Annotated in this window: 13 protein-coding genes and 1 pseudogene; 11 read left to right on the top strand and 3 right to left on the bottom strand. The window is 72.1% G+C overall.

All coding sequences use genetic code 11. The annotated features are described in order from the left end of the window. Positions 1-332: 332 nt before the first annotated feature. Together ABZ738_RS23365 and ABZ738_RS23360 are read left to right on the top strand one after the other, a co-directional pair. Positions 333-1,622, top strand: a complete 1,290-nt coding sequence (locus ABZ738_RS23365; RefSeq protein WP_131054673.1) for a choice-of-anchor B family protein — start codon at positions 333-335, stop codon at positions 1,620-1,622. Beyond that, complete coding sequence (locus ABZ738_RS23360; RefSeq protein ID WP_254876953.1) at positions 1,619-2,560, top strand: hypothetical protein; 942 nt, start codon at positions 1,619-1,621, stop codon at positions 2,558-2,560. Before ABZ738_RS23365 ends, ABZ738_RS23360 begins: the two co-directional genes overlap by 4 nt. Before the next feature lie 100 nt (positions 2,561-2,660). Here ABZ738_RS23360 and ABZ738_RS23355 read toward each other — a convergent pair whose 3' ends face one another. Continuing rightward, a complete protein-coding gene (locus tag ABZ738_RS23355) occupies positions 2,661-3,107 on the bottom strand; it encodes an SRPBCC family protein (protein ID WP_131054674.1) in 447 nt (148 codons plus the stop codon). Positions 3,108-3,293: 186 nt separating this feature from the next. Between ABZ738_RS23355 and ABZ738_RS23350 the strand changes: the two genes are divergently transcribed. From ABZ738_RS23350 to ABZ738_RS23335, 4 genes are all read left to right on the top strand, one after another. Beyond that, a complete protein-coding gene (locus tag ABZ738_RS23350) occupies positions 3,294-4,643 on the top strand; it encodes a GH1 family beta-glucosidase (protein ID WP_357216296.1) in 1,350 nt (449 codons plus the stop codon). Further along, on the top strand, positions 4,640-5,911 hold the full coding sequence (locus ABZ738_RS23345) for an MFS transporter (protein ID WP_131054676.1): 1,272 nt from the start codon (positions 4,640-4,642) through the stop codon (positions 5,909-5,911). Before ABZ738_RS23350 ends, ABZ738_RS23345 begins: the two co-directional genes overlap by 4 nt. Positions 5,912-5,994: 83 nt before the next feature. Continuing rightward, on the top strand, positions 5,995-7,404 hold the full coding sequence (gltX, locus tag ABZ738_RS23340) for a glutamate--tRNA ligase (RefSeq protein ID WP_357216292.1): 1,410 nt from the start codon (positions 5,995-5,997) through the stop codon (positions 7,402-7,404). 433 nt (positions 7,405-7,837) lie between these two features. Next, the gene (locus ABZ738_RS23335; RefSeq protein WP_131054678.1) at positions 7,838-8,482 is read left to right on the top strand and encodes a hypothetical protein; all 645 of its coding nucleotides are present in this window, start codon (positions 7,838-7,840) and stop codon (positions 8,480-8,482) included. 119 nt (positions 8,483-8,601) lie between these two features. Here the strand turns inward: ABZ738_RS23335 and ABZ738_RS23330 are convergent, their stop codons facing one another. Continuing rightward, a complete protein-coding gene (locus ABZ738_RS23330) occupies positions 8,602-8,958 on the bottom strand; it encodes a hypothetical protein (RefSeq protein WP_357216289.1) in 357 nt (118 codons plus the stop codon). 101 nt (positions 8,959-9,059) lie between these two features. Here ABZ738_RS23330 and ABZ738_RS23325 point away from each other — a divergent pair, with 101 nt between their 5' ends. The 5 genes and pseudogenes from ABZ738_RS23325 (at position 9,060) to fabF (ending at position 13,936) form a co-directional block, all read left to right on the top strand. Then, positions 9,060-10,370: a helix-turn-helix domain-containing protein gene (locus ABZ738_RS23325; RefSeq protein WP_357216286.1), complete on the top strand. Its 1,311-nt coding sequence runs from the start codon at positions 9,060-9,062 to the stop codon at positions 10,368-10,370. Positions 10,371-10,448: 78 nt separating this feature from the next. Continuing rightward, positions 10,449-11,366, top strand: a pseudogene (locus ABZ738_RS23320) (ACP S-malonyltransferase); the annotation flags it as partial. A 73-nt stretch (positions 11,367-11,439) separates the two neighbouring features. Further along, entirely contained in the window at positions 11,440-12,384 is a 945-nt protein-coding gene (locus tag ABZ738_RS23315; RefSeq protein ID WP_131051840.1) for a beta-ketoacyl-ACP synthase III, read from the top strand. An 83-nt stretch (positions 12,385-12,467) separates the two neighbouring features. Further along, complete coding sequence (locus tag ABZ738_RS23310; RefSeq protein ID WP_007072348.1) at positions 12,468-12,707, top strand: acyl carrier protein; 240 nt, start codon at positions 12,468-12,470, stop codon at positions 12,705-12,707. Between the two features lie 2 nt (positions 12,708-12,709). After that, a complete protein-coding gene (fabF, locus tag ABZ738_RS23305; RefSeq protein WP_131051841.1) occupies positions 12,710-13,936 on the top strand; it encodes a beta-ketoacyl-ACP synthase II in 1,227 nt (408 codons plus the stop codon). Positions 13,937-14,050: 114 nt separating this feature from the next. Here the strand turns inward: fabF and ABZ738_RS23300 are convergent, their stop codons facing one another. Continuing rightward, a complete protein-coding gene (locus tag ABZ738_RS23300; RefSeq protein WP_357216283.1) occupies positions 14,051-15,781 on the bottom strand; it encodes a glycoside hydrolase family 3 N-terminal domain-containing protein in 1,731 nt (576 codons plus the stop codon). Positions 15,782-15,842 lie beyond the last annotated feature (61 nt).

Genomic DNA, 15,842 nt, shown 5'->3' with positions numbered 1-15,842 from the left:
AGAGAGGGCCCGGCGCATCGCGCCGGGCCCTCTCTCACGCTGGGGTCGGGGGAAAGGAAGGGCCCCCTGCTAACGCCTCGTGCATAGCAAGGGTCCCTTCCTAACACGCATGCGCGCACCCGCTCCACGAGCGCCGAGAACGGCGGCGACGCCGCCCCGGTATGACACAGGCGATATCAGGAGGCGACTTCCCCCCGTAACATCGCCGATCCACAATCATCGATAGGTATCCGACCTCCGCACGGGCACCACGCCGGCCCGGTGGACTCCTGTCGCGCCGTCCTCCGCCGGCTCGGACGCCGTCCGCCCCCGCGCGACGAGAGGGAGCACAGATGCGAATCGTCCGGATCGGCCTGGCCCTGGCCGTCGGCGCCCTGGTGGTGTCGACGCTGGGGCCGGGCTCGCCCTCGGTGGCACACGACCCCGCCACACCCGCCGGGCGGGCGTCGGCGCAGGAGTTCATGGCGCAACGGGAACCGACCCAGCAGGCGGCTGCCCTCGCGGCGACGGCCTGCACGAACGGTCAGGCGGCCGGCTACCCCTGCCGCAACGTGGACCTGCTGTCGTTCATGCCGCTGTCCGGCATCGGCGGCAGCCAGGCGAACGACATCTGGGGTTGGACCGACCCGCAGACCCGCAAGGAGTACGCGCTGGTCGGCCGCCGCAACGGCACCTCGTTCGTGGACATCTCGGACCCGACCGCGCCGGTGTACCTCGGCAACCTGCCCGCGTACCAGAACCGCACCGCCGTCTGGCGGGACATCAAGGTCTACCGTGACCACGCCTACGTGGTGGCGGACGTCTCCGGGCACGGCATGCAGGTCTTCGACCTGACGCGGCTGCGCGGCGTCACCACGCCGCAGACCTGGACGACGAACGCGCAGTACAACCAGTTCGGCAACTCGCACAACATCGCCATCAACGAGCAGACCGGCTTCGCGTACGCGGTCGGCACCAACACCTGCAGCGGCGGCCTGCACATGGTCGACATCCGGACCCCGAAGTCCCCGACGTCGGCCGGCTGCGTCAGCAACGACGGATACACCCACGACACCCAGTGCGTGGTCTACCGGGGTCCCGACACCGCCTACAGCGGGCGGGAGATCTGTGTCAGCTCCAACGAGGACACCGTCACCGTGGTCGACGTGACCACCAAGTCCGCCCCTCGACAGCTGGCCCGCATCGGGTACACCGGTCGGGCGTACACCCACCAGGGCTGGTTCACCGAGGACCAGCGCTACTTCCTGCTCGACGACGAGTTGGACGAGTCCCGTCGCGGGGTGAACACGCAGACCTACATCTGGGACCTGGCCGACCTGGACGCCCCTCGACACATCGGCACCTACAGCGCGCCCTCCGGCGTCGCCGCCACCGACCACAACCAGTACGTCAAGGGCAAGTACAGCTACCAGGCCAACTATCGGGCCGGGTTGCGCATCCTGGACCTGACCAACGTGGCCGCCGGCCGCGCCACCGAGGCCGGGTACTTCGACGTCTACCCGTCCAGCAACAGTTCCTCGATGAACGGCGCCTGGAGCACCTACCCGTACTTCCCGAGCGGTGTCGTCGTGGTCAGCGGCATCGAACAGGGGCTGTTCGTGTTGCAGCCCCGGCTGCCGTGACGACGACCAGTCAGGGGCCGGCGGCGAAAGCCGTCGGCTCCGTCGCCGTGCCGCCCACCCGGGAGTACGCGACCGGTCCCCCCGTTCCGGAACCGACGTCGGGTCCGCCGACGCGCTACGCGGCCATCGCGCTGGTGCTCGCGCTGACCCTGACGGTCGGCTTCTTCGCCGGGCGGGCCGGCGGCCCGAGCGGCACTCCGGCCCGGTCGTCCGGTGCCGTGCCGGGCGGGCACGCGGGCCACGGTCCGGGCGGGCTGGAGGTCTCCCGTGACGGCTGGTCTCTGGCGCTGCACACGCCGGACCTGACCGCCGGCGAGCCGGGTGAGCTGGCCTTCCAGATCAGCGACCAGACCGGGGCCGCACTGACCGAGTTCCAGGAGAACCACGAGCGCCGGATGCACCTGATCCTGGTCGGCCGTGACCTCTCCGGGTATCAGCACCTGCATCCGGAGATGTCGCCCGACGGCACCTGGCGGGTGCGGGTCACCCCGTCGGCACCCGGCCCGTTGCGGGTGATCGCCGACTTCTGGCCGCTCGGCGCCCAGGCGGGGGTCACCCTCGGGACGGACCTGCCGGTTCCCGGCCGGTACGCGGCACGGCCACTCGATCCGCCCGAGGAGACGGTCCTGGTCGACGACTACACGGTCACCCTGGACGGCGGCCTGCGGGCCGGCGAATCCCACCAGGTGCTCGTCTGGCTCGGTCGCCTCGGGCAGCCGGTCAACGACCTGCAACCGCACCTGGGCGCGTACGGGCACCTGGTCGCGTTGCGCCAGGGCGATCTGGCGTACCTGCACGTCCATCCGGCGGCGGCGAGTCAGGCCAGTTCGGTGGTGGCGTTCGGCATCACGGTGCCGTCGACGGGCACCTATCGCCTCTTCTTCGAGTTCCGGCACCTCGACGAGGTACGCGTCGCGGCCTTCACCGTCGTCGTGTAGGGCGATCACCGGCGGCGTCGAAAACGGTGGCGGCCCGGGTGCACCTGGTCGGGACACCGGGGCCGCCACCGCATCGCGGGTGACGCCAGGAGGTGGTCGGTCAGCCGACGGCGGCCAGGTCGGTCAGCCGAGCCAGCGAGTCCTCCAGGTCGGCGCCGACCCTGCGCAGGCCGAGCCGGAGAAGCGCGGCCTTGACCGGGCCGGCCGGCCAGCGTACGACGATGAGCCGCACGACCGTCCCACCCTCGTCCTCGTCCGGGGTGAGCTGGACGTATATCTCGGTGCGCGCCTCCGCTCGGGCACCGGCGCCCTTGGCCCGTTCCCGCCAGCCGATCAGGGTCGGTTCCTGGTAGGCGATCACTTCGGCCTCATGTGCGGCACCGCGCCCGGCCTGGACCAGTTGCCGTCTGCCGAAGCCCTCGCCCGAGAGGACCTCGGCCGCACGGACGCCGGCCAGCCAGGCCGGCAACTGCTCAGCGCGCTGTACCACGTCCCAGACCGCGTTCACCGGTGCCGTCACGTGCGCGCTGCGTTCCACGAGGATCATTTCCGTCTTCCTCCAGTGAGGACATCCCACAATATTCGGAACTGTATGCGCAAAAACGGACGTATGTGGACGGGTTAACAAAGACACGCCGAAAGGTATTGCCATCGACGCATCGACACCCTATGGCGCAGCGCTCCCACGACCCCTAGAGTTCCGAACACGTTTCGCGTTTCGCCGGGAGGGCGCATGCAGACCGCTCCGATGCCCGACTTCCCCACCGGATTCCGCTGGGGCGTCTCCACCTCCGCCTACCAGATCGAGGGCGCCGCCGACGTCGACGGTCGCGGACCCTCCATCTGGGACACCTTCGCCCACTCCCCCGGGCGCATCCTCGACGGCAGCACCGGCGACGTGGCCTGCGACCACTACCACCGCTATGCCGAGGACGTCGCGCTGATGGCCGGGCTCGGGGTGACCGCGTACCGCTTCTCGGTGGCCTGGCCCCGCGTGCTGCCCGCCGGCACCGGCCGGGTCAACGCCGCCGGGCTCGACTTCTACGAGCGGCTGGTGGACGAGTTGCTCGGCCACGGCATCGACCCGGTCGCCACGCTGTTCCACTGGGACCTGCCCCAGCCGCTCCAGGACGCCGGCGGCTGGCTGCACCGCGACACCGCGCACCGGTTCGCCGAGTACGCCGACGTGCTGGCCACCCGCCTCGGCGACCGGGTCAAGCTCTGGATCACCCTCAACGAGCCGTTCATCCACATGAGCCTCGGCCACGGCACCGGCGAGCACGCCCCCGGCAAGGCGCTGCTCTTCGACGCCTTCCCGGTCGCCCACCACCAACTGCTCGGGCACGGTCTCGCGGTCGCCGCGCTGCGCGCCCGCAGCAACAGTCCGGTCGCCATCGCCAACAACTATTCGCCGGTACGCGTGCTCGGCGACGACCCCGCCGACGCCGCCGCCGGGTACGCCTACGACGCGTTGCACAACCGGCTCTTCACCGACCCGCTGCTCGGCCGCGGCTACCCGACCGAGCTGGGCTTCGACACCAGCGTGGTCCGCGACGGCGACCTCGACGTCATCGCCGCCCCGCTCGACGTGCTCGGGGTCAACTACTACAACCCCAGCGGCGTACGCGCCCCCGAGGAGGGCTCGCCGCTGCCGTTCACGCTGGTGCCGCTCACCGGGTACCCGCGTACCGCCTTCGACTGGCCGGTGGCACCGGACGGGCTCCGGGACCTGCTCGGCTGGCTGCACCGGCAGTACGGGTCGGACCTGCCCCCGATCCAGATCACCGAGAGCGGCTGCGCGTACGACGACACCCCGGACGCCGAGGGCCGGGTGCCGGACCCGGACCGGATCGCCTACCTGGACGGCCACCTGCGCGCGGTGCACGCGGCGATGGCCGACGGGGTCGACGTGACCGGGTACTTCGTCTGGTCCCTGCTGGACAACTGGGAGTGGGCCGAGGGCTTCACCAAGCGCTTCGGCCTGGTGCACGTCGACTTCGCCACCGGAGCGCGTACGCCCAAGTCCTCGTACTCCTGGCTGCGCGAGGTCATCGCGGCGGCCCGGCGGGAACCTCCGCGGTGACCACCGTCGACCCGACGCCGGCCTCGCTGCCGGCGGCGCTGGCGGAACCGACCGTGTCGGTGCGGCGCGGCTGGATCGCGCTGCTCTTCGCCGCGAACCTCGGCGTCTGGATGGCGTTCTTCACCCCGATCCAGGTGCTGCTGCCGCAGCAGCTCGGACAGATCGCGCCGACGAACAAGGAGACCATGCTGGCGGTGGTCACCGGGATCGGCGCGCTCGCCGCGGTGATCGTCAACCCACTGGTCGGGGCACTGTCGGACCGGACCTGCCTGCGGATCGGCGGTCGGGAGTTCGGCCGCCGGCACGTCTGGACCCTCGGCGGCGCGGTGCTCGGCGCGCTGTCGCTGGCACTGCTCGCCCAGGCGCAGACCGTGCTCGGCGTGGTCGTCGGCTGGGTCGCCGCGCAGACCTGCTTCAACGCGATGCTGGCCAGCCTGACCGCCGCCGTACCGGACCGGGTCCCGGTCGCCCAGCGCGGCGGCGTCTCCGGCTGGGTCGGCATCCCGCAGGCGCTCGGGCTGGTGCTCGGCGTCGTCCTGGTCACCGCCGTGGTCACCGGCAACGCCGCCGGCTACCTGGCGATCGCCGCCGCGGTGCTGCTGTTCGCGCTGCCGTTCGCGCTGCGCACCACCGACGACCCGTTGCCGCGTACGCACCGACCCCCGCTGCGGGGACTGCTGGCCGGCATGTGGGTGTCGCCGCGCCGGTACCCGGACTTCGGCTGGGCCTGGATCACCCGGTTCCTGGTGCAGCTCGGCAACGCCTTCGGCACCCTCTACCTGCTGTACTTCCTCACCGACGAGGTCCGGGTGGCCGACCCCGAGGGCGGCCTGCTGGTGCTGATCCTGCTCTACACCGCCGGGCTGATGGCCACCACGGTGGTCGCCGGGCGACTGTCGGACCGCACGGGAAAACGCAAGATCTTCGTCATCGTCGCCGGGATGGTGATCGCGGTCGCGGCCCTGCTGCTGGCCGTCGCCCCCACCTGGCCGATGGCGATCGTCGCCGCGCTGCTGCTCGGTGCCGGTTACGGGGTGTACCTGTCGGTGGACGCCGCCCTGATCACGCAGGTCCTGCCGAGGGCCACCGACCGGGCCAAGGACCTCGGCGTGATCAACATCGCCAACTCCGCCCCGCAGGTGCTCGGGCCGGCCGTCTCCGCCCCGATCGTGGTGTACCTGGGCGGCTACCCCGCCCTGTACGCCACCACCGCCGCGGTGACCGTCCTCGGCAGCATCCTGGTGCTGAAGATCCGTTCCGTCCCCTGACCCGCTGTGACGTAAGGAGGGGTCCCCTGTACGACACCAGGCGATAGCAGGGGACCCCTCCTTACATCTGTACGCTGGGGGCCGTGACAGTACGTGTGCGATTCGCCCCCTCCCCGACCGGTATGTTCCACGTCGGCGGCGCCCGATCGGCGTTGCAGAACTGGATCTTCGCCAAGCAGCAGGGCGGGGTGTTCGTGCTGCGTATCGAGGACACCGACGCCGCACGCAACAAGCCGGAGTGGACCGAGGGCATCCTGTCGGCGCTGGACTGGATCGGCATCGAGCGGGGCAGCTACGAGGGCCCGTGGTTCCAGTCCTCGTACGCCGACGAGCACCGGGCCGCCGCCGGACGGCTCCACGACTCGGGCCGCGCGTACTACTGCGACTGCACCCGGGAGTCCGTGCAGGCCCGGACCGGTAACCAGTACACCGGTTACGACGGGTACTGCCGGGACCGGGGACTGCCGCCCGGCGAGGGCCGTGCGCTGCGCTTCCGGACGCCCGACGAGGGCACGACGGTGGTCGTCGACCTGATCCGGGGCGAGCCGACCTTCGAGAACAAGCTCATCGAGGACTTCGTGATCGCCCGGGGCGACGGCTCGCCCGTCTTCCTGCTGGCCAACGTCGTGGACGACATGACGATGGGCATCACCCACGTGATCCGGGCCGAGGAGCACCTGCCCAACACCCCGAAGCAGCAGTTGCTCTGGGACGCGCTCGGGGTGAAGCCGCCGATCTGGGCGCACGTGCCGGTGGTGGTCAACGAGAAGCGGCAGAAGCTGTCCAAGCGGCGGGACAAGGTCGCGCTGGAGGCGTACCGGGACGAGGGTTACCTCGCCGCCGCGATGCGCAACTACCTGATGCTGCTCGGCTGGGCGCCCTCCAACGACCGGGAGATCGTGCCCTGGTCGGTGATCGAGGACGAGTTCCGGCTCGACGAGGTGAACCCGTCGCCGGCCTTCTTCGACGAGAAGAAGCTGCGGGCGTTCAACGGCGAGTACATCCGGGCGTTGTCGGTCGAGGAGTTCGTCGAGGTCTGCGGGCCGTGGCTGACCGGTACCGGCAGCATCCCGCCGCCGCCGTGGCAGCCCGACGAGTTCGATGCGGCCACGTTCGCGGCGGTGGCGCCGCTGGCCCAGACCCGTATCGCGGTACTCAGCGAGATCGTGCCGAACGTCGACTTCCTCTTCCTCGCCTCCCCGCTGATCGACGAGGCGGCCTGGGCCAAGGCGATGAAGGAGGGCTCGGGCGAGCTGCTGGACGACGCCATCGCCGCCTTCGCGGCGGTGACCTCGTGGGACGCGGCGACGCTGAAGACCACCATGGAGGAGGTCGGCGCGGCGCGCGGTCTCAAGCTCGGCAAGGCCCAGGCACCGGTACGCGTCGCGGTCACCGGCCGGACGGTCGGGTTGCCGCTGTTCGAGTCGTTGGAGGTGCTCGGCGCCGAGCGCACCCTGACCCGGCTCCGCGCCGCCCGCGCCCGCCTGTTCTAGGGCTGCCGTGTGTAAGGAGGGGTCCCCTGCTAACGCCTCGTGCATAGCAGGGGACCCCTCCTTACATCCGTGCCGGCTGGCGGGCGGCGCGGTGGTGCGCCGGGAGCGTCCACGTCGGCAGGAGCAACGACACACCGAGCGCGACACCGAGCGCCACGCCGAACACCACTGCCCAGGACCACGTCGTACGCGCTACCCTGCCCCCCATCACCGCCAGCGCACAGGTAAGATCCGCCCCGCGTGTGCACGGCTGATCATCGGCCGATTCGCGATCACAGATAGTTCCAATTAGTGTTTCACCAGCTGCAACCAATCGTCGTTCCGCGGAGTCTTTGAAGTGGGTACCCGTCCTGTGGGGCATGGTCACCGACGTCGGCCCTCCAACGCGTGACCCCTGCAGCACAGCCGACCATCGACGGGGCGAGGAGGCGGCATGGTCCGACGGATGAGGCGACTGGCCGCGATAGCGGTCGGTGGAGTCGCTGCGGTGGTGTTGTCGCTGGCCTTCGTCGAGCCGGTCAAGGCCGCGCCGAAGGCGCCGCCGGCCGGTGTCGACATCACCGGACACGGGCTGGCCGAGCCGTTGCGGCTGCGCCACGACGCCAACCCGGAGCAGGTCGCCGCCGTCATCGACCAGGTGAGCCGTTCCCTGGCACCGGCGCGCGCGCCCGAGAAGGCCGACCTCGGTCCGAAGTACACCGTGGTGGTGCTGGCCGGTGACACTCCGAAGCAGACCTACGACCTCTATCCGAAGGCGGTCGGTGGGCCGCGCGTCTACCGGCCGGCAAAGCAGCCGGACGCCCGCAAGACCACGGCGGCCTGGTTCCTCGGACGGATCAGCATGTCGGAGACGCTGCGCACCGTCGGGGTGCCGCTGGAGCGGACGTACGAGGCGGTCAGCGGCGGGGTCGGCGGAGGCGAGCGGATCATCCCGGAGGACGCGCTCAACCCCGCTCAGGACATCAACGAGGCCTTCAGCGAGCTGCGCCGCCTGCTCCTGCTGAACGTCGCGGTGATGCTGGTGATCACCCTCGGGCTGGCCGGGATCGCGCTGCTGGTCCGCCGCCGGACCCGCTGAGCCTCAGCACCAGCGCCGCCGGACCTGCGGCACCTCGCGACACCAGCGCGGCCGGACCCGCCGAACCTCAGCGACCAGCACCGCCGGGCCTCCACGCCACGCGACGCCGCAACCGCTCCTCAGCACCAGCGGCGTGGGGGGCGTTCCCGGCGTACCGCCCGCAGTGCCGGGCGGACCGGGCCGTGCCGATGGCCGCCGGCCCAGCCGGGCAGGTCGCTGCGGCAGCCGCCGGTGACCGGCTCCGGGACCACGGCCTCGCCCGTACGCTGACGCGGCACCACGGGGTCGACGGGGCGCGGGCGTACCGGAGCGGAGTCCTCCTCGGGACGCTCGGCCGACCGTCCCGGCGCGGCTTCGCCCGGGTGGACCAGACCGATGAGCCGGCGGTGGTGTTTGGCGGGGAACGGCTGCTCGTGCGACCCCGGTCGGCAAGGCTCTCCCTGGGCGCAGCCGTGCTCAGCCTCCCCGTGCGCCATCGGTGTCTCCTCACGCTCGCCCTCACCCGCCGGTGCCCACCCGACGTGCCTCGTTACCGTACTGGCCGGCTCCGACGGGCCGTGCAGCGCGTACCGGGTGGGTGCTCCCGGGACTGCCGACGCCTGCCGACGAGGTCCAGCTCAGGACATGTCAGGCTAGGCGGGTGAGCGAGTCGGTCGGGACGGACCTGTCGGCCACGCTGCGCCGGATCGAGCGGGCAGCCGGTGCGCTGGCCACGGCGAGTGTGGCGCGGATGGACGACACCCTGCCCTGGTTCCGGGACCTGCCCGCCGACCAGCGGTCCTGGGTGATGGTGGTGGCGCAGGCCGGCGCGCGGTCCCTGGTGCAGTGGCTGCGCTCCGACGGCGGCCCCCACGAGGGCACCCAGGAGGTCTCCGACGAGGTGTTCGCCACCGCGCCGCAGGCGCTGGCCCGGTCGATCACCCTCCAGCAGACCGTCGCCCTGATCAAGGTCACCATCGACGTGGTCGAGGAGCAGGTCGACGACCTGGCCGCGCCGGGCGAGGCGGCGCAGTTGCGCGAGGCGGTGCTGCGCTACTCCCGGGAGATCGCCTTCGCCGCGGCCCGGGTGTACGCCCGGGCGGCCGAGTCGCGCGGTTCCTGGGACGCCCGCCTCCAGGCTCTGCTGGTCGACGCGCTGTTGCGAGGTGACTCGCCGGACGTGCTGGCCAGCCGGGCCGCCGCGCTCGGCTGGACGGACGCGCCGCCGGTCGCGGTGGCGGTCGGCCCCTCCCCCGGCGGTGAGGTCGCCGCCGTGCTGCACACGGTCTACCGGCAGGCCCGGCGGGTCGGGGTCGAGGTGATCGGCGGGGTGCACGGGGACCGCCTGGTGATCGTGCTCGGCGGGGCGGCGGATCCGGTGGCGGCCACCGCCGAACTGTTGTCCGCCTTCGGTGACGGTCCGGTGGTCGTCGGCCCCTCGGTACCGAGCCTGGACGAGGCCACCGAGTCGGCCCGGGCCGCGTTGGCCGGGTACCGGGCGGCTCCGGCGTGGCCGGCCGCGCCCCGACCGGTCCACGCCGGTGACCTGCTGCCCGAGCGCGCCCTGGCGGCTGACGCGGAGGCCCGCCGGCGGCTGCGGCACGACGTGTACGCGGTGCTGGTGCGCGCCGGCGGCGAGCTGCTGGAGACGCTGGACGCCTTCTTCGCCGCAGGCGGCACGCTGGAGAGCGCGGCACGGGCGCTGTACGTGCACCCGAACACGGTGCGTTATCGCTTGCGGCGGATCTCCGACGTCACCGGTTTCAGCCCGTTGTCGCCCCGGGACGCCTTCGCGCTGCGGGTGGCGCTGACCGTCGGCCGACTGGACCCGGTGGTGCCGACCCCGACATTGGCCCCACCGACCGGTAAAAGATCACAGGTTGGCGATGACCAGCACCAATCTTTGTAGGATCTCTCCAAAGGTCCTAGTGCGGTTTGGTACCGGTCCGCACAGCGCAACCGGTGGGTATCCGGGAGAGTCATAGACGTGCTCGCCGTACTCTGCCCCGGCCAGGGTTCTCAGAAACCCGGCTTCCTGACTCCCTGGCTCGACCTGCCCGGCGCCGAGGCGCGGCTGCGTCACTGGTCCGCGCTGGCCGGCGTCGATCTGGTGCACCTGGGCACCGACGCCGACGCCGAGGAGATCCGGGACACCGCCCGTACCCAGCCGCTGCTGGTCGCCGCCGCCCTGCTCGCCGCCGAGCACCTGCCGTTGCAGGACGTGGCGCTGACCGCCGGGCACAGCGTCGGTGAACTCGGCGCGGCGGCGTTGGCCGGCGCGCTGCCGGCGGACGCCGCGATCTCCCTCGCCGGGGTACGCGGCCGGGAGATGGCCGCCGCGTGCGCGCTGGAGCCGACCGGCATGGCCGCGGTCCTCGGCGGCGACCCGGACGAGGTGCTCGCCGCGGTCGAGGGGCACGGGCTGCACGCCGCGAACCGCAACGGCGCCGGGCAGGTGGTCGCCGCCGGTGCGATCGACTGCCTGGAGAAGTTGGCCGCCGAGCCGCCGGCTCAGGCGCGGGTCATCCGGCTCCAGGTGGCGGGCGCCTTCCACACCCCGTACATGGCTCCCGCAGAGGCGGCGCTCGCCACGGTGGCGGCCGACGTCACCACCGGCGACCCGACGCGGATCCTGCTCTCCAACCTCGACGGCACCGCCGTCCGGGACGGCGCGGAGATGCTCCAGCGGCTGGTCCGCCAGGTCACCTCCCCGGTCCGCTGGGACCTGTGCATGGCCACCCTCGCCGACCTCGGGGTGACCGGTGTGATCGAGCTGCCGCCCGCAGGCACGCTCTCCGGCCTGGTCAAGCGCGAGCTCAAAGGCCCCGGCCTGCCGGAGATCGTGACCCTGAACACCCCGGACAAGCTGCCCGCCGCCCGCGACCTGATCGCCCGCGTCGCCGGAGGTCAGGCGTGAGCGCCGTCCACCTCAGTCCGTCCGAGTCTCGTGCCGAGATCGACCGTAGGAAGGGCTCGTCATGAGCGGCAGTCGCATCGTGTCCATGGGGCACTACCAGCCGTCCCGGGTGGTGACCAACGACGAGATCGCCCAGCTGGTGGAGACCAACGACGCGTGGATCCGGGACCGGGTCGGTATCGCCAGCCGGCGGATCGCCGGTGACGAGACGGTCGCCGACATGGCCGCCGCCGCCGCCGACAAGGCGCTGGCCAACTCCGGGCTGACCGCCGCCGACATCGACCTGGTCGTGGTGGCCACGTGCACCTCGATCGACCGCAGCCCGAACGTGGCCTGCCGGGTCGCGGCCAAGCTGGGCATCGACGCCCCGGGGGCGTTCGACCTCAACACCGCCTGCTCCGGATTCGCGTACGCGCTGGGCACCGTGGACCACGCGGTCCGCGCCGGTGCCAGCCGCAACGCCATCGTGATCGGCGCGGAGAAGCTGTCCGACTTCATGGACTGGAACGACCGCTCCACCTGCATCATCTTCGGTGACGGGGCGGGCGCCGCGGTGGTCAGCGCCACGCCCGAGGGCGAGCCGGCCGGTATCGGCCCGGTGGTCTGGGGCTCGGTGCCGGAGCGCGGCGACGCGGTACGCATCGAGGGCTGGCGCCCGTACATCGCGCAGGAGGGTCAGACGGTGTTCCGCTGGGCCACCACCGCCCTGGCGCCGCTGGCGTTGCAGGCGTGCGAGCGGGCCGGGGTCGACCCGTCGGAGCTGGCCGCGTTCGTCCCGCACCAGGCCAACACCCGGATCATCGACGGCATCGCGAAGCGGCTGAAGATCCCGCAGGCGATCGTCGCGAAGGACCTGATCGAGTCCGGCAACACCTCGGCGGCCAGCATCCCGCTGGCCCTGTCGAAGCTGGTGGAGCGCCGCGAGGTGCCCTCCGGCGCGCCGGTGCTGCTGTTCGGTTTCGGCGGTGGCCTGACCTATGCAGGTCAGGTCGTCCGCTGCCCCTGATACCTCCTCGGCGCGCAGGCGCAGAGGTGTGACGGACGGCGTCGCCGACCGTCGAGAAATCCCGATGAGAGGAATCCACCGCAATGACCCGTGACGAGATCACCGCCGGCCTCGCCGAGATCCTCGAAGAGGTTGCCGGGGTGAACCCGGACGACGTGGCCGAGGGGAAGTCCTTCACCGACGACCTGGACGTCGACTCGCTCTCCATGGTGGAGGTCGTGGTCGCGGCCGAGGAGAAGTTCGGCGTCAAGATCCCGGACAACGAGGTCCAGAACCTCAAGACCGTCGGGGACGCCGTGAGCTACATCGAGGCGCAGTCCTGATCATGAGTCGTCCTGACGTCGTCGTCACCGGGCTCGGCGCGACCACCCCGCTGGGCGGGGACGTCGCGTCGACCTGGGACGCCATGCTCGCCGGCCGCTCCGGGGTGAGTGCGCTCACCCAGGAGTGGGCCGGTCAGTTGCCGGTCCGGATCGCCGCCCAACTGGCGGTCGATCCCTCCACCGTCCTGGACCGGGTGAAGCTGCGCCGGCTGGACCGCTCCGAGGCGATCGCGTTGATCGCCGCCCACCAGGCCTGGGCCGACGCCGGCCTGGTCGACGCCGGAGCGGACCCGGAACGGATCGGGGTCAGCATCGGCTCCGGCATCGGTGGCGCGGTCACCCTGCTCAACCAGGACGACATCCTGGAGGCGTCCGGCCCCCGGCGGGTCTCCCCGCACACCGTGCCCATGCTGATGCCCAACGGTCCCGCCGCGTGGGTGGGTCTGGAACTCGGCGCCCAGGCCGGCGTGCACTCGGTGGCCAGCGCCTGCGCGACCGGCGCGGAGGCGATCGCGCTGGGTCTGGACATGATCCGGTCCGGTCGGGCCGACGTGGTGGTGGCCGGTGGCACCGAAGCGGTGATCCACGCGCTGCCGATCGCCGGTTTCGCCTCGATGCGGGCCATGTCGACCCGCAACGACGAGCCCGAGCGGGCCTCCCGGCCGTGGGACAAGGGCCGGGACGGCTTCGTCCTCGGCGAGGGTGCCGGCATCGTGGTGCTGGAGCGCGCCGAGCACGCCGCCGCCCGGGGCGCCCGGGTGTACGCGCGGCTTGCCGGCGCCGGTATCACCTCCGACGGCTACGACATCGTCCAGCCGCACCCGGAGGGCGCCGGCGCGATCCGGGCCATCGCGAAGGCGATCGCCGACGCGGACGTGGACCGGGCCGACATCAGCCACGTCAACGCGCACGCCACGTCCACCCCGGTGGGCGACATCGCCGAGATCAAGGCACTGCACGCGGCACTGGGTGACCACCCGGTGCTGACCGCCACCAAGTCGATGTCCGGGCACCTGCTCGGCGCGGCCGGCGCGTTGGAGTCGATCGCCACCATCCTGTCGATCCGCGACAGCGTGATCCCGCCGACGATCAACCTGGACGACCCGGACGACGGCCTCGACCTCGACGTGGCCGCCGGCAAGGCTCGCCACATGGACGTCCCCGCCGCGCTGAACAACTCGTTCGGTTTCGGCGGTCACAACGTGGCACTCGTCTTCACCCGGGCCTGAGCCGCCCCGGGCGGCGCAGGCCGCGACAGCACCGCCTCGGCCCCGCCGACGCACCACGCGTCGGCGGGGTCGAGGCGTCTTCCGACCCGGTCGGACCCGGCCGGTCGTCGCCGGTCAGCCGCAGGTGGTGGCGGGCAGTCCGGAGACCTTCACCGGGGACCGTCCGCGCGGCGCGGCCTTGCCGGCCAGGACGTCGGCGAGCGCCGCCATCGAGGCCCGGCTCGACGAGTACGTGGCCAGCAGCGTCGGCGAACTCGCCCCCGCAAGCACGTACGGGGTGTCCATGGCGACGGTGACGGCGGCACCGGAGCGCAGGTCACCGGCCCCGTCGCCGTACCCGACGAGGTGCACGACCGTGCCGCCGCTCGCCACCACCTGCACCCCGGCCGCGGTGAGCGCCTCGGTCAGCGCGGTGCGGGTGTGCGCCCGCCCGCCGGAGGAGGTGACGGTGACCGGGCCCTTCACCCCGCTGGTGTCGCACCGACCCTTGAACACGGTCACCGCACCGGCGGCCAGGGCATCAGCGGCCTCGCGGTGCGCCGGGGCGCCCAGCGTGGACATCTCCGGCACCGGCTTGTCGGCCAGGGTGAACTTCATGGTCAGTACGCGGGTGGCCGCCTCCACCAGGCGGGCCCGGGGCAGCGAACCGTCCCGCAGCGCCGTCAGCAGCCCGTCGTACGCCTGACCGACGTGCGGCGGCATGAGGATCAGGTCGTTGCCGGCCTTGAGGGCGCGTACCGCCGCCTCACCCGGCCCCCAGCGGCGGGCCGGCGGCATGTTCATGCCGTCGGTGATGACCACGCCCTGGAACCCGAGTTCGCCGCGCAGCACGTCGGTGAGCAGTTTGCGGGAGAAGGTGGCGGCCACTCCCGGATCGACCTCCGCCACGTCGAGGTGGGCGGACATCACGGCCAGGGCGCCCGCCTCGATGCCGGCGGTGAACGGGGGCCACGCCTCGGCGGCGAGCTTCTTGCGTGACTGCGTGAGCACCGGCAGGTCCTCGTGCGAGTCGACGGCGCTGTGCCCGTGCCCGGGGAAGTGCTTGACGGTGGCCGCCACGCCGGAGGCCTGCAACCCCCGGACCGCACCGCCGACCTGTCCGGCGGCACGGCTCGGGTCCGCGCCGAACGACCGGGACCCGATCACCGTGCTCCGCTTCACCAGGACGTCGGCGACCGGCGCGAAGTCGAGGTTGATCCCCATCGCGGCCAGCTCGGTGCCGGCGGCCCGCCAGGCGGCCTCGGTCAACGCCGGATCGTCGGCCGCACCTGCGGCGAGCGCGCTGGGCAGCATGGTCACCCCGTCGGTGATCCGGGTGACCACGCCGTACTCCTGGTCGGTGCCGATCAGGAACGGTGCCGTGCCGGCGGGCAGCTTGCCGGCGGCCTCGCGCAGGCCGGTGGTGAGCTGGCGGACCTGCTTCGGGTTGTCGACGTTGGTGGTCGCCTGGTTGCTCTGGGTGGGATCGTCGGCGCTGAAGCCGACCAGGATCAGGCCACCGAGCCGGTACTTCTCGATCATCTCGGCCGGGGTGTCCACGCCGCCGAGGTTGCGGTTGCCGGCGGCCGAGCCGGCCGAGACCTCGGTGGCCTGGTCACCGTAGGCGTACGGCATCAACACCTGCCCCACCAGGTCCTCGTCGGCGAGTTCGGCGACCAGCGCGGCGGCCCGGGTGGCCGGGCCGTCGGGCGGTGCGCTCGACGGCGGTGCCGGTTCGCTGGCCGGGGCCGACGACGGGGCGGCCCCCGGTCGCTGCCCGGCTCCCGAACAGCCGGTGGCGAGTAACGCGGTCACGGCGACGAACGCGGCGACGACGCGCCGAGGGGTAGTCGACACGCGGCCCATCCCACCAGCTCACCGCGTATCGGGGCAACTCGACCGTCAGCCAGTGGACGGACGTGCCGGT

It is taken from the genome of Micromonospora sp. NPDC047793 (genome assembly GCF_040642635.1).
Lineage (GTDB): Bacteria > Actinomycetota > Actinomycetes > Mycobacteriales > Micromonosporaceae > Micromonospora.
This window is presented reverse-complemented; position numbering and strand designations above follow the sequence as displayed.

Coding starts and splice junctions, on each gene's coding strand:
- ABZ738_RS23300 (WP_357216283.1), bottom strand. CDS start 15,781: ATGGGCCGCGTGTCGACTACCCCTCGGCGCGTCGTCGCCGCGTTCGTC.
- ABZ738_RS23350 (WP_357216296.1), top strand. CDS start 3,294: ATGCAGACCGCTCCGATGCCCGACTTCCCCACCGGATTCCGCTGGGGC.
- ABZ738_RS23365 (WP_131054673.1), top strand. CDS start 333: ATGCGAATCGTCCGGATCGGCCTGGCCCTGGCCGTCGGCGCCCTGGTG.
- ABZ738_RS23330 (WP_357216289.1), bottom strand. CDS start 8,958: ATGGCGCACGGGGAGGCTGAGCACGGCTGCGCCCAGGGAGAGCCTTGC.
- ABZ738_RS23315 (WP_131051840.1), top strand. CDS start 11,440: ATGAGCGGCAGTCGCATCGTGTCCATGGGGCACTACCAGCCGTCCCGG.
- ABZ738_RS23355 (WP_131054674.1), bottom strand. CDS start 3,107: ATGATCCTCGTGGAACGCAGCGCGCACGTGACGGCACCGGTGAACGCG.
- ABZ738_RS23335 (WP_131054678.1), top strand. CDS start 7,838: ATGGTCCGACGGATGAGGCGACTGGCCGCGATAGCGGTCGGTGGAGTC.
- fabF (WP_131051841.1), top strand. CDS start 12,710: ATGAGTCGTCCTGACGTCGTCGTCACCGGGCTCGGCGCGACCACCCCG.
- ABZ738_RS23310 (WP_007072348.1), top strand. CDS start 12,468: ATGACCCGTGACGAGATCACCGCCGGCCTCGCCGAGATCCTCGAAGAG.